The 13,743-nt window shown below is 73.1% G+C and carries 11 protein-coding genes; 6 read left to right on the forward strand and 5 right to left on the reverse strand.

Features of this window, described 5'->3' with window-relative positions; translation table 11 throughout:
• Nucleotides 1-1,092: FAD-binding oxidoreductase (locus tag NBW84_RS07610; protein WP_250283034.1), on the reverse strand; the 1,092-nt coding region annotated here is incomplete at its 3' end.
• Between NBW84_RS07610 and NBW84_RS07615 the strand changes: the two genes are divergently transcribed.
• The gene (locus tag NBW84_RS07615; RefSeq protein WP_250283036.1) at nucleotides 1,083-2,987 is read left to right on the forward strand and encodes a glycerol-3-phosphate dehydrogenase/oxidase; all 1,905 of its coding nucleotides are present in this window, start codon (nucleotides 1,083-1,085) and stop codon (nucleotides 2,985-2,987) included. The two genes, NBW84_RS07610 and NBW84_RS07615, sit on opposite strands and share 10 nt — an antisense overlap.
• On the opposite strand, the gene NBW84_RS07620 is transcribed toward NBW84_RS07615, so the two are convergent.
• Nucleotides 2,984-4,120, reverse strand: a complete 1,137-nt coding sequence (locus tag NBW84_RS07620) for an acyl-CoA dehydrogenase family protein (protein ID WP_250283038.1) — start codon at nucleotides 4,118-4,120, stop codon at nucleotides 2,984-2,986. The two genes, NBW84_RS07615 and NBW84_RS07620, sit on opposite strands and share 4 nt — an antisense overlap.
• Before the next feature lie 10 nt (nucleotides 4,121-4,130).
• A complete protein-coding gene (locus NBW84_RS07625; protein WP_250283040.1) occupies nucleotides 4,131-5,300 on the reverse strand; it encodes an acyl-CoA dehydrogenase family protein in 1,170 nt (389 codons plus the stop codon).
• 150 nt (nucleotides 5,301-5,450) lie between these two features.
• On the opposite strand from NBW84_RS07625, the gene NBW84_RS07630 reads away from it, so the two are divergent.
• Entirely contained in the window at nucleotides 5,451-5,681 is a 231-nt protein-coding gene (locus NBW84_RS07630; protein WP_250283042.1) for a hypothetical protein, read from the forward strand.
• A 109-nt stretch (nucleotides 5,682-5,790) separates the two neighbouring features.
• On the opposite strand, the gene NBW84_RS07635 is transcribed toward NBW84_RS07630, so the two are convergent.
• Nucleotides 5,791-6,171, reverse strand: a complete 381-nt coding sequence (locus tag NBW84_RS07635) for a hypothetical protein (protein ID WP_250283044.1) — start codon at nucleotides 6,169-6,171, stop codon at nucleotides 5,791-5,793.
• Nucleotides 6,172-6,189: 18 nt separating this feature from the next.
• The gene (locus NBW84_RS07640; RefSeq protein WP_250283046.1) at nucleotides 6,190-6,447 is read right to left on the reverse strand and encodes a hypothetical protein; all 258 of its coding nucleotides are present in this window, start codon (nucleotides 6,445-6,447) and stop codon (nucleotides 6,190-6,192) included.
• Nucleotides 6,448-6,971: 524 nt separating this feature from the next.
• Here NBW84_RS07640 and NBW84_RS07645 point away from each other — a divergent pair.
• The 4 genes from NBW84_RS07645 to gnd all read left to right on the forward strand — a co-directional run.
• A complete protein-coding gene (locus NBW84_RS07645; RefSeq protein ID WP_250283048.1) occupies nucleotides 6,972-8,720 on the forward strand; it encodes a glycerol-3-phosphate dehydrogenase/oxidase in 1,749 nt (582 codons plus the stop codon).
• A gap of 929 nt (nucleotides 8,721-9,649) precedes the next feature.
• Complete coding sequence (locus NBW84_RS07650; RefSeq protein ID WP_250283050.1) at nucleotides 9,650-11,023, forward strand: XRE family transcriptional regulator; 1,374 nt, start codon at nucleotides 9,650-9,652, stop codon at nucleotides 11,021-11,023.
• Nucleotides 11,024-11,345: 322 nt separating this feature from the next.
• Nucleotides 11,346-12,278, forward strand: coding sequence for an acyl-ACP desaturase (locus tag NBW84_RS07655; protein WP_250283051.1), 933 nt, complete (start codon nucleotides 11,346-11,348; stop codon nucleotides 12,276-12,278).
• A gap of 446 nt (nucleotides 12,279-12,724) precedes the next feature.
• Nucleotides 12,725-13,743 (forward strand): phosphogluconate dehydrogenase (NAD(+)-dependent, decarboxylating) (gene gnd, locus NBW84_RS07660; protein ID WP_250283068.1); only part of this gene is annotated, 1,019 nt, incomplete at its 3' end.

Raw genomic sequence — 13,743 nt, forward strand, 5'->3', positions numbered from 1 at the left:
GACCCACCCGGCCTCGCCCTCGTAGCCGGCGATCAGCCGGCAGCCGCCCGCGTCGGCGCCGAGGCCACCGCCGGCGAGCCCGGCGGCCGTCTCGGCCTCGTCCGACAGGCGGGCGACCGTCGGGAGCAGGTCCCGCTGTGCCAGCTCGCGCAGCGCCGCCGTCCCCGCGGCGAAGCCCGCCAGCCGCCAGCCCTCGTAGTGGGTCACCGCGGGCAGCGGCCGGACCCGCAGCCGCAGCCGCGTGATCACCCCGAAGGCCCCTTCGGAGCCGAGCACGAGCTGCCGCAGGTCGGGCCCGGCCGCGGACGCCGGGGCGTGGCCGAGCTCCCAGGTGCCGGCCGGGGTGGCGACCCGCAGGCCGACGACCAGGCTGTCGAACCGGCCGTAGCCCGCGGACGCCTGGCCGCTGGAGCGGGTCGCGGCGAACCCACCGACGCTGGCGTACTCCCACGACTGCGGACGGTGACCAAGGGTGAAGCCGTGGGCGGCAAGGGCGGCCTCCAGGTCCGGGCCGCGCAGACCGGGCTCGCAGGTGGCGATCTGTGACTCGGCGTCGACGGCCACCAGCCGGTCCAGCCGCGCCAGGTCGAGCGCGACGACGCCGGCGAACCCGTCCCTTGCCGGGGCCAGGCCGCCGACCACCGACGTCCCGCCACCGAAGGGCACCACCGCCAGCCGCCACCGGGCGCACACCCGCAGCACCGCGAGCACCTGCTCGTGATCGGCCGGCAGGACGACGGCGTCGGGGGCGTCGAGGGCGTCACCGGCCCGCAGGCGCAGCAGGTCGGCGGTGGAGCGGCCCCGGCAGTGCCGGACGCGGCTGCCGGCGTCCACCCGCACCCACGCCAGCCCGACCACGTCGGCCAGCGCCTCGCCCGCCTCGACGGACAGTGACGACGGCGGCAGTCGCAGCTCGTCCGGCGCCACCGGCGGGGTGTCCCGGCGGGCGACCCCGAAAGCCGTCTCCAGCAGGGAACGGATGTCCTCGGCCAGCGGCGTGTGCACCTCGGGGGCGCCCCAGCCCCACCAGACCGTCTCGTTACCATTAGTTGTCGAAGCCGTCACCACATACACTGTGACAGATGTCGTCACAGCACCACCGTGACAACCGTCGTGACACGTTGGACGCGCCGTCCCACCGGCAGTCCACCACCGCCGCCGGCCAGATGACGTCGCCATCCCGGCCCGCCCCACAGCCCGCCGCACCGCCACCGCTCTGCCAGGCCGCGCCGTCCCATCAGGCCGCGCCGGCCCACCAAGCGGCGCAGGCCGACCAAGCGGCGCCGGCCCACCAGACAACACCATCCGACCACCAGGCCACGCCGGCCGACCAAGCGGCGCCGGCCCATCAGACGGCGCTGTCCGGTCACCAGGCCACGCCGGCCCATCAGGCGGTGCCGCTGCGGCCGGTCGTCGTGTCGCGCCGGCCGGCCGCTCGCCAGACCGCCCCGACGGCGTCGCTGAACAGGCGGCAGCGCGAGCGGGACCTCGCCGAACTCGCCGACGGCGCCGTGGTCGACGTGCTCGTGATCGGCGGCGGGGTGACCGGCGCCGGGGTGGCGCTGGACGCGGCCAGCCGCGGGCTGTCCGTGGCCCTGGTGGAAGCCCACGACCTGGCCTTCGGCACCAGCCGGTGGAGCTCCAAGCTCGTCCACGGCGGGCTGCGCTACCTTGCCTCCGGCGATCTCGCGCTGGCCGCTGAAAGCGCCCGGGAACGGGCCGTCCTGCTCAGCACCGTCGCCCCCCACCTGGTGCGGCCGCTGCCGATGCTGCTCCCGCTGGCCGACGGCTTCCCCACCGCCGCCGCGCTGGCCGCCGACGCCGGTCTGCGCGTCGCCGACGTTCTCCGCCGCGCCGCCGGCACCCCACGGACGGTGCTGCCCGGGCGGCGGCGGCTGACCGCTGTCGAGGCCCGGCACATGGTGCCGGCGCTGCGCGCCGCCGGGCTGCGCGGCGGGCTGCTGACCTGGGACGGCCAGCTCGTCGACGACGCGCGGCTGGTGGTGGCGATCGCCCGGACGGCGACCCGGCACGGCGCCCGCGTCATCACCCGCTGCCGGGTGCGGGAGGCCGACGGCAGCGGCGCCACCGCCGTCGACACCCTGAGCAACTCACTGCTGACGCTGAAATCGCGCTGCGTGGTGAACGCCACTGGCGTGTGGGCGGGCGAGCTGTGCGCCGACGCGCGGCTGCGCCCCAGCCGCGGCACCCACCTCGTGGTGGCGGACAGCGCCCTGGCCGGCCTGCGGACGGCGATCCTCATCCCGGTGCCCGGCGAGCGCAACCGGTACGTGTTCGCGCTGCCCCAGCCGGGCGGCCGGGTCTACGTCGGGATCACCGACGTACCGGTCGACACGGTCGTCGACGTGCCGGTGCCGACCGCCGCCGAGGTGGACTTCCTGCTCGGCGTGCTGTCGAGCGTGCTTGCGGTGCCGGTGGGCCGGGCCGACGTCCTGGGCGCCTTCGCCGGGCTGCGGCCGCTGCTGGCGGGCGCGGCCGGGCGCACCGCGGACCTGTCCCGGCGGCACGCGGTGATCACCTCGTCCGACGGCATGGTCACCGTCGTCGGGGGCAAGCTCACCACCTACCGCCGGATGGCCGCCGACGCCGTGGACACGCTGGTCCGCGCCGGCGAGCTGGACGCCGGGCCGTGCCGTACCCGGCACCTGCCGCTGGTCGGCGCGGCCAGCTGGTCACGGCTCGCCACCGTGGCCGCCCCGCCCAGACTCGTCGCCCGCTACGGCGCCGAGGCGCCCGCGGTGATCGCGGGCGCCCACGGCGACCCCGGGCTGCTCGCGCCGCTGTGTGACGGCGTCGAGGTCACCGGCGCCGAGCTGCTGTTCGCCCTGCGCCACGAGGGCGCCCTGGACGCCGACGACCTGCTCGACCGCCGCACCCGCATCGGCCTCGTCCCGGCCGACCGCCAGGCCGCCCTCCCCACCGCCGAGGCCCTCGTCCGCCAGCCCCTCACCGTGGTCGATGATTAGGCCGTAGCCGGTGGGGCCGGCGCGGATGGCGTCCCGAGGGTGAGGGCGGCGATGCGCTCGCGGTGGTGGTCGGGGTCGCCATAGCTGTAGATCTCGCGTCTGGCCCGCTTGTAGAAGAAGTGGGCCTCGTGCTCCCAGGTGTAGCCGATCCCGCCGTGGTATTGGATCATCGTCCCGGTCACCTCCCGGGCGGCGTCACCGGCCTTGCTCTTGGCCACGGCGGCCGCGAGCCGGCGGTCGGCGAGCCCGGCGTCGAGCGCGTGCGCCGCGTACAGCACCGCATGCTCGGCCATGGTCACGGCCAGGTGCAGGTCGGCGAGATGGTGCTTGAGCGCCTGGAAGGAACCGACCGGCCGGCCGAACTGCACCCGGTCACGGTCGTAGGCGACGGTGCGTCCGAGCGCCTCGCGGGCGAGGCCGACCAGGTCGGCGGCGGTGAGCACGGCGGCCCGGTCCAGCAGCTCGGCGAGGACGTCGGCCGACGACCCGGACAGCCGCCGCGCGTCCGCCGCGTCGAGGGTCAGCGACGCCGTGCGCACCGTGCCGTCGTAGCTGTCCAGGCTGTCGACGGTGACGCCCGGTGAACGCGGGTCCACCAGGTACAGCCCGGTCTCCCCGGCCGGCTCGGTGGCGGCCACGACCACGGTCCGCGCGACCCCGGCGTATTCGACGGGCAGCGCGGTCCCGGTGAGCCGGCCCGCCGCGTCGGCGGTGACCCGTACGCCCGTGGGGTCGTACCGGCTCTCAGGGCCGCGCGGCGCCACCGTGGCCACCAGGTCACCGGTGGCGATCCGGGGCAGCAGGGCGCGCCGCTGCTCGTCCGACCCGGCGAGGCGGACGGCCTCCCCGGCGAGCACGGTGGGCAGCCACGGCCCGGGGACGACGCCCGCGCCGAAGGCACGGGCGACCACCTGGGCGTCCACCAGGCCGAGGCCGAGGCCGTCGTGCTCCGGCGGGACGAGCACGGCCAGCCAGCCCTGCTCGCCGGCGGTCTTCCACAGCTCGGCGGGATGGCCGTCACCGTCGACGTCCTCGAAGACCGCCCGGACGGCAGTCAGGTCGAACCTGTCCGCAAGATAGTCACGGACGGTGTCGCCGAGCGCCCGTTGCTCCTCGGTCAGCGCGAAGTACATGCCCGGGACGCTATCGGGGCAGGCCGAGGACACGCTCGGCGACGATGTTGCGCTGTATCTGGGACGACCCGCCCCAGATGGTGACCGATCGCGACCACATCGCCTCGCGGTGCATGGCGCGCAGGTCCGTGCCGGGCCGTGGCCGGGCCAGCGTGGCCTCCGGGCCGAGCAGGTCGTCGAAGGTCTCCCACAGCTGCTGGTGTGTCTGCGACCACTGGAGCTTGGTCAGCGACGACCCGGCGCCGAGCTCTTCCCCCTGCTCGACCTGGGTGAGCACGTGCATGGCGTGGTAGCGCAGGCACTCGAGGTCGACGATCCGCTGGGCCAGCCGCTGCCGCAGGACGGGGTCGTCGAGCCGTCCGGGCGGGGCCGCCGCCACGATCTCGTCGAACTGGCGGCGGAAGGCGGTGTACTGGGCCAGGCCGGAGGCACCGCGCTCGAACGACAGCAGCAGCATCGCCGTGGCCCAGCCGTTGCCGACCCCGCCGAGACAGTCGGTGACCTTCACCCGGGCGTCGGTGAAGAAGACCTCGCCGAACTCGCTCACCCCGCTCATCTGACGCAGCGGCCGGGCCTCGACCCCGTCCTGGCGCATGTCGACGAGCAGCATGGACAGGCCGTGATGCCGCTGCGATCCGGGTTCGGTGCGGACCAGCGTGAAGATCCTGTCCCCGTGCGCGGCGTTGGTCGTCCAGACCTTCTGGCCGGTGACGACGAACTCGTCGCCGTCGAGCACGCCGGTGGTGCGCAGGGCCGCGAGGTCCGAGCCGGCGCCGGGTTCGGAGAAGCCCTGGCACCAGATGACGTCGTTGCGCAGCAGCGGCGGGATGATCTCCCGCTTCTGCTCGTCGGTCCCGACCGCCATGACGGTGGGCACCAGGAAGGTCAGCCCGATCTGGTTGACCGAGTGGGGCACCCGGGCCCGCGCGCTCTCCTCGTCGTGGATCGCCTGCATGCCCGGCGTCCCGCCATAGCCGCCGTACTCCCGGGGCAGGGAGATCCCGGCGAAGCCGGCGCGGTGGCGCAGCCGCTCCCACTCCCGGCGCAGCTCGAACGCGTCGGCCTCGGGAATACCGGCCCAGAACGACGGCGACCGCCACCCCGGCGGGACGCTGTCGGCGAGCCAGGCCCGCAGCCGCGCGCGGAAGCGCTCCTCGTCGGGCGTGAAGCCGAGGTCCATCCCAGCAGCCTCCCACAACCCACAGAAACCAACGGACAAGAAGCCCCGCCACCGGCGGACACAGAGCGCGAGGCGGGCACAGGGCGGCGCGTCTCACCATCCAGTCGGTACCGCATCAACCGTGTGATGGTCCGCCGTATGGTTTCTGGCGTGCCGGACCTGAACGTGTCCGTGCGGGCCGCGACTCTTGAGCAGGCCCGCGCCGCCGCGGCCGCCGCCGGGATGACGCTGTCGGCGTGGGTGGACAAGACGCTGGCCGAGTCGATCTGGACCGCCCGGTTCGCCCGCCAGCAGCAGCGCAACGCCGCCCTGGGGGTCACCTCGGACCACCTGGCGGCCGAGTACGCCCGGCTGGAGGAGCTGCGGCGTACGGCAGGGTGAGGTGTGGGCACGCACCGACGCCCTGATCGTCTCCGTCGAGGGAAAACATCAGCCTCAGCGATGAGCTGCCGGTGCCCTGCCCCTGGCCGGGGCAGGGGCAGGCGGCCGGTCACTGGCTGAGGTCGAGGATGCGTACCGGGTGGCCGGCCCATCGGTCCGGGGTTGTGGTCGCGACGAGCGCGCCGTCGGGGCGGTCCGGGGTGGGGGCGGCGGCGTGGCGGGTGTGCGCCGTCGCCCAGCCGGTGCCGCGGGCGACGGCGAGCGCGGCCGCCAGGTCCAGCTCGAGCACGGTGACCGCGGGCAGGGCGGCGATGTGCCCGGCGGTCCCGGGCCGGGTCCGGTCCGCCTCCACCAGGGCGCACGTCGGCGCGTAGAGGAACCAGTCCGGTTCGGTGTGCGCCCGGTGGATCAGCCGGGAGGCCAGCAGGTTGCCGTAGCCGGCAGCGACCATCGCCGCGTCGTCGAGGACGACGTGCAGAACGTCCGTCACCGTGCTGTCACTGATCCGTCACCGTTCCGTCGTCCGGCCCAGGCGCCGGTCCAGTTCCGCGTCCAGCCGCGTGGTCTCGTCCTCGGTCGGGTCGTAGCCGTTCCACGCCCGCAGCGCGGCCTGGGCCTGCTCGGCGCGGGCGGCCCGCTCGGCCGGGGTCAGCAACGTGGCGGCCAGCCGGGCCAGGTAGGCGCGCAGGGACAGCCCCTCGGCCGCCGCCACCGCGGCCAGCCGGTCTCGGGCCTCCACGGGAATCCGCACGTTGGCATCGGCCACCGGAGTCCTCCTTCACGTTCACGATTTCCCCCAGGGTACGGGTACGGGTACGCGGACGTACCCGTACACCGTCGAGAGTGGATCTCGCGCTCTCGCACGGGTGCGAGGGGTGCGAGAAGTGCGGACAACCAGCGCGGGACTGCTCAGGATGCCTCGGCCTCGCCCAGACGGAGCCCGGGGAACCCGGGGAACCCGGGGAACCCGGGGAACCCGGGGATGCCGGGGATGCCGGGGATGCCGGGGAACCCGGGGATGCCGGGGATGCCGGGGATGCCGGCTGGAGGGATCCCGGAGAGATCCGGACGAAGGTGGCCCGGACGGCTCCGGCGGTGCTCCGGTCCGGCGGCGCTCCGGTCCGTCGGCGGTGGCATGGACCACCAAGCGTCGGCCCGGGGCGCGGGAATCGATTACTGTGAGAAAATGATCACTGTGAGCAAGCTGCCATGCGGCCCTCGTCCGCGGCGGGCACGATGTGACCTGTCCGCGCCAGCTCTGGCCGCCACGCTCCGGAGACGGAGAACACGATGATCGTTCCGGCACGGCTGAATCCCACCACCCGTGGTGACGCCCTGCGCCAGATGGAATCCGACGTCGTCGACGTCGTCGTCATCGGCGGCGGAATCACCGGGGCTGGCGTCGCGCTCGATGCGGTCACCCGTGGGCTGTCCGTGGCGCTGGTCGAGGCCCGCGACCTCGCGGCCGGCACGTCCAGCCGGTCCAGCAAACTGATCCACGGCGGCCTGCGCTACCTCGAGCAGCTCAACATCGCGCTCGTCAGCGAGGCGCTGCGGGAGCGGGCGCTGCTGCTGGAGACGCTCTGCCCGCACCTCGTCCGCCCGGTCCCGTTCCTGTTCCCGCTGACCCACCGGGGCTGGGAACGCGCCTACGTCGGCACCGGGATGGTGCTCTACGACACCCTCGGCGGCAGCCGCCGGGCGGTGCCACGCCACCGCCACCTGACCAGGCGGGCGGCGCTGCGCGCCGTCCCCGCGCTGCGCCGGGACGCCCTGGTGGGCGCGATCCAGTACTGGGACGCCCAGGTCGACGACGCCCGGCACACGATGTTCGTCGCCCGGACCGCCGCCCACTACGGTGCGCTGATCGCCAGCAGCGCCCGGGTGACGGGCCTGCTGCGCGAGGGCGACCGGGTCGCCGGGGTACGGGTCCACGACCTCGAGGGCGGCGGGCAGATCGACGTCCGCGCCCGGCAGACCATCAACGCCGCGGGGGTGTGGACCGACGGCATCCAGGCGATGGCCGGCGGGCGCGGCCAGCTGTCGGTGCGGCCCTCCAAGGGCATCCACCTGCTGGTGCCCCGGGACCGGATCCACGCCACCACCGGGATGATCCTGCGCACCGAGAGCAGCGTGCTGTTCGTGATCCCCTGGGGCAGCCACTGGATCGTCGGGACGACCGACACGGACTGGAACCTCGACCTCGCCCACCCGGCGGCCAGCAGCGCCGACATCGACTACCTGCTCACCCACGTCAACCGGGTGCTGCGCACGCCACTGACCACCGACGACATCACCGGTGTCTACGCGGGGCTGCGGCCGCTGCTGTCGGGCGAGTCGGAGGACTCCTCCCAGCTGTCCCGGGAACACGCGGTGGTCTCGCCACTGCCCGGCCTGACCATGGTCGCCGGCGGGAAGTACACCACGTACCGGGTGATGGCCCGGGACGCGGTCGACGCGGCCGTGCACGGGATGGGCCGCAGCGTGCCGCCGTCCTGCACCGACCGGGTCCCGCTGCTCGGCGCCGACGGCTACCCGGCGCTGTGGAACGCGCGGGAGGCGCTGGCCCGCTCCGCGGGGATCCACGTGGCCCGGGCCGAGCACCTGCTGACGCGTTACGGCACTCTCGCCCAGGAGGTCCTGGCGCTCGTCCGGCAGCGGCCCGAGCTCGCCCGGCCGCTGCGCGGGGCCGACTCCTACCTGGCGGCGGAGGCCGTGTACGCCGCCTCCCACGAGGGTGCGCTGCACCTCGACGACGTGCTCACCCGCCGCACCCGGATCTCGATCGAGACCTGGGACCGCGGGCTGGAGGCCGCCGCGGACGTCGCCGCGCTCGTCGCGCCCGAGCTGGGCTGGGACTCCCGGGCCATCGACGTCGAGATCGGGCACTACCAGGCCCGGGTGGCGGCCGAGCGAGAGTCCCAGCAGCAGGCCGACGACCAGACCGCCGACGCGGCCCGCCTGGGCGCGCCGGACGTGCGGGCCGGCGGGCGGTCCCGGCGCGGACAGTCCGAACCGGCCCTCGGCCGGGGCCTGTAACCCACCACGGGCTGGCCCGCTGCCGGGCCCGTGCCCGGGCGCGAGGCGGACACGGGCCGGGCGGGAGCCGGGCGGGGTAAGGCCCGGGCCAGGCACGGGCGAAATGCCGACGGGACACGACAGCCATCCGGAAAAGCGCTCATGAAACGTCTGGGAAACATCCCTGAAATCATCTTCGTGGCCCGGCGCCAGCCGTACGACACCGCAATTACCAAGCGGAAGTGAAGCGTCACTATACGCCGTTTGCGCAGGTCGGGAGGATGACCCGACACGGTGTCGACGGAATAAAAACGAACAGAAAACATCGTAAAAACCGGGTTTGATAACAAGACCGAGCGACCGCGGAACTATTTTTTTGAGAAGAATCGGCGACGCCGGCCGGGAGCCGAAAAAACGACTTCACCCAGGCAGACGCGGGCGTAACATGTAACCACACCACCACCGGGCGACGCCCCCGAGTGGGGATGCCCACTGGTCATACGTGGCATAAGTGGTAGGTTCCATGGGTAGTGGGACCCTGTGCTCGCAGAACACCGGACCGGCTCGCGACGTCTGCCCGTTCTGGAGGTCCGCCTATATCCGTACGCTCCTGCCTCCGGCCAGCGGACAGGCAAACAGGCGAACAGCCTGGCCACCGTTGGGTCCGGACACCGTCCAGCGGACGCTTATAACACAGCCCCCGCGATTGCCGACACAGGGGTTGTGCACGGCCCTGGATTCGCCAGGACGACCAACATCCCGATCCCACGCCGACCAGAACGAGCCGCAGGATTCCCGGAGCTGTTCCGGATCTTTCGCCCGGTCAACGGACCGGACGCGAAGATCTGAAACACGCTCCCCCGGAGAAGGACAGCAGCCCCGCAAAGGGACGCTGTATTCGCACGGCTACGATTGACAGTAGTTCCGTACGGAGACGGGAGAGACCCGCCGTGACAACGCAGGCACATCCAGGATGGGATTCGGACGGGCTCCGCCGACGGCCTGAAACCGCCGACCGTACCCGGAGCACCGTCGACGCCCGGAACAGCGCCGGCCTCCCCGACACCGCCGGCCACCGGCAGTCCGGTAACCGGCAGTCCGGTAACCGGGAGTCCGGTAACCGGCAGCCGGGTCACCAGGCGGCTGGTTACCAGGCGGCCGGTCACCAGCCCGCCGGCCCGCCGGTCCACGAGCAGATCGCACCCGCCAACACCGGCCTGGACCTGCTGTGGACGGACGACGGGCTCACCCGCGAGCTCCTGGCGATGACCCACGCCAGGCGGCCCCACCGCTTCCTGCCCGTCTCCGGGCCTTCCCTGGACTCCGCCGCGCAGCGGTGGCTGGCGGCACGCACGCACCACGAGGGTGTCGTGCCCACCGGCCAGCTCGTCGACGACCCGCTCGTACGCGGCTTCGAGGACCGGGTCGACGCCCTGCGGCGGATGAGCGACGTCCTCGGCGGCAACGACGTGTACGCCCTGTCCCGCACCGAACTCTCGATCACCGTCCGCCTGTTGCGGGTCGGTACCCACAGTGACGCCCATCAGGCCCGGCTCTACGCGGTCGCGGCGGAGCTGGCGCGGCTGGCCGGGTGGGCGATGTACGACGTCGGGCAGTACGGCACGGCCCAGCGTTGCTGGCTCATCGCGCTGCGCGCCGCCCACGAGGCGAACTCGCCCGCTCTCGGCGCCAACGTCCTGCGCTGCATGGCCGAGCAGGTCACCTGGTACGGGCAGCCCGCGGACGCGGTCAGCCTGCTGCACCGCGCCCAGGCCGGGGCCTGTTACCTGCTCAGCGCGATCGAGCGGGCCGTGATCGCGGCCGACCTGGCCGTCGCGCACAGCCGCACGGGCAACAGCGAGGACGCCGCGGCCGAGACCGAGCTCGCCTACACACTGGTCGACAAGGCCCGCCCCGAGGACAGCCCGCCCTACATGTACTGGGCCCGCCGCAAGGACGTCGCGTTCTCGGCCGGGGAGGCGCTGCTGTCCGGCGGCAGCCCCGAGGCGGCCATACCGCACTTCGAGGCCGCCCTCGACGATCTCGACGAGCTCGACGAGGAGGTCCCCCGCGACCGCGTCGAGTTCCTCAGCAGGCTGGGGATCGCCCACGTCCGCACGGGCAACATCGACCAGGCCGTGGCCCTGGGCCACCAGGCCGTCTCCTGCGCCACGATGATCGACTCCGGCATGACGCGCCGGGACATCGCCCGCCTGTGCCAGGAGATCGAGCAGGCCGGGGCGTCCGCGCGGGCGGCCGGCCTGCTCGACCACGCCCGCGACGCGCTCGGCCCGGCCGGCCCGTCGTCTCCCTCGTTGTCCTGAGCCCGCTGTCCCGGACCGCCGCACCGCCCCAGGCCGCCCAACACACCGAGCCGCCCGCACGCCGAGCCGCCCGCACGCCAGGCCGCACCGCCGCGTCCTGTGTGACCCCGCGCCCCGTCCCGCGCGGCTCGTCCCGCGCGGTCTGATGGCCTCCCGGCCGTCCCGCACGCCGGCCGGCCGGTCGCCCCGCGTGTTCCGCCGGCTTCCCGCCATGAGCCCGCCGGAGGCTTCCGGTTCTGTTCTCCGGGAACAGATCACCGGGCTGGAGTCCACACCTGGCGGACGTAGTCCCGCGCGCGGTCGGCCTGCCAGGGTGACAGGCATGACATCCACCCCGGACATCAACCTGTTGCACGAGCTTGAGCCCGTCGCCGCGGCCAACCTCAACCGCCACCTGGACCTCGCCACCGAGTGGATGCCGCACGAGTACGTCCCGTGGAGCCAGGGCCGCGACTTCGACACCCTGCCGTGGGATCCGGAGCAGTCCCGGCTGTCCGACGTGGCCCAGATCGCCTTCGAGGTCAACCTGCTCACCGAGGACAACCTCCCCAGCTACCACCGTGAGATCGCCACGATCTTCGGCCGGGACAGCGCGTGGGGCGCCTGGGTGCACCGCTGGACGGCCGAGGAGGGCCGGCACAGCATCGTGATGCGGGACTACCTGATGGTCACCCGCGGCGTCGACCCGGTCGCCCTCGAGCGCGGCCGCATGCACCAGATGCAGAAGGGGTTCGACAGCGGTGAGAAGACGCCGCTGCGCACCATCGCCTACGTGTCGTTCCAGGAGCTCGCCACCCGGGTCAGCCACCGCAACACCGGGCGGTTCACCCAGGACCCGATCGCCGAGAAGCTCCTCACCCGGGTCGCAGCGGACGAGAACCTGCACATGATCTTCTACCGTAACCTGGTCACCGCGGCGCTGGAGCTCACCCCGTCCGCGATGGTGCAGGCCATCGCCGAGGAGCTGATGACCTTCCAGATGCCCGGGACCGGCATCGAGGACTTCGAGAACAAGGCGAAGCGGATCGCCAAGGCCGGCATCTACAACCTCCGCAGCCACCACGACGACGTGGTCACGCCGCTGCTGCGGCACTGGAAGTTCTTCGAGCTGACCGGCCTGGACGCACAGGCCGAGCAGGCCCGCGAGAACGCCGGGCACTACCTCGCCGCCCTCGACGGCCTCGCCCGCAAGTACGAGGAGAAGTACGCGGCCGCGAGCGCGAACCAGGACACGCTGGCCACCACACCCGCCTGAACCGCCCGGACGGCGGGCTTCTTCGCCGTGAGGCTTCCGCTTCGCCGGGAGGCTTCCGCGGCCCTGTCCGACACCGTACGACTACCTGACGCGCAGAATTCACTCCTGTTGGTAATGGTCTGATCAGGCTCATGGGCGGCGCAACGCGCGTCCGTGTGTGGCACAACGATCATCGGGCTGGCGGCCGGTCACGCGGTGACGGGCTCGACGCCGGGAGACAATGGGCAAAGGCCCGTTGGCCTCCAACGGTGCCGTGCCAGTGATCCGGGGCCCGCCGCCCGCCCGGACCCGTCGGACCGGCTTCGCCCATCCGGCGGGGATCCGGGCAGTACAACATGATCATGTCACCGTCGGCCCTGGGACCTGGGGATCCAGGTCCCAGACGGCATGAAATCATGATCATGATGCTGCTGCCCCGGACCGACAACCAACCAACAGGAGACCTCGTGCAGCTCGGGATGATCGGCCTTGGCCGGATGGGCGCCAACCTCGTGCGCCGGCTGATCCGCCACGGCCACGACTGCGTCGTCTACGACGTCAACGCCGACGCGATCCGGCAGCTGGAGGCCGAGGGCGCCACCGGGGCCACCACGCTGGCCGAGTTCGCGGCGAAACTCTCCACCCCCCGCGCCGCCTGGGTGATGGTCCCCGCCGGGATCACCGGGCAGACCGTGTCCGCGCTCGCCGAGCACTTCGGCGCCGGTGACATCATCATCGACGGGGGGAACTCCTACTACCGGGACGACGTCGACCGGGCGAAGGAACTCGCCGGCCGGGGCATCCACTACGTCGACGTCGGCACGTCCGGCGGGGTCTTCGGGCTCGAGCGCGGCTTCTGTCTCATGATCGGCGGTGAGAACGAGGTGGTGTCGCACCTCGACCCGCTCTTCGCCGCGATCGCCCCCGGGTTCGGCCAGGCACCGCGCACCCCAGGACGGGCCGGCGAGCCGAGCAGGGCGGAAAAGGGCTATCTGCACTGCGGGCCGAACGGCGCCGGGCACTTCGTCAAGATGGTCCACAACGGTATCGAGTACGGCATGATGGCCGCCTTCGCCGAAGGCATGGCCATCCTGGAGAAGGCCGGTATCGGCCGGGGCCACACCGGCGAGCACGACGCCGAGACCACCCCGCTCGCGCACCCGGAGTACTACCAGTACGACATCGACACCGCCGCGGTGGCCGAGGTGTGGCGCCGCGGCAGCGTGGTCAGCTCCTGGCTGCTGGACCTGACCGCGGCCGCGCTCGTCGAGGACCCGAAGCTCGAGTCGTTCAGCGGCCGGGTCTCCGACTCGGGCGAGGGCCGCTGGACGGTGCTGGCCGCGGTGGAGGAGGGCGTCCCCGCCCACGTCCTCACCGCCTCGCTGTACGAGCGGTTCAGCTCACGCGGCGAGGCCCTGTTCGCCGACAAGCTGCTCTCCGCGATGCGCAGACAGTTCGGCGGCCACGCCGAGAAGCCAGCCACCTG

The organism is Protofrankia sp. CiP1_Cm_nod2, from assembly GCF_920664355.1.
Taxonomy (GTDB): domain Bacteria; phylum Actinomycetota; class Actinomycetes; order Frankiales; family Frankiaceae; genus Protofrankia.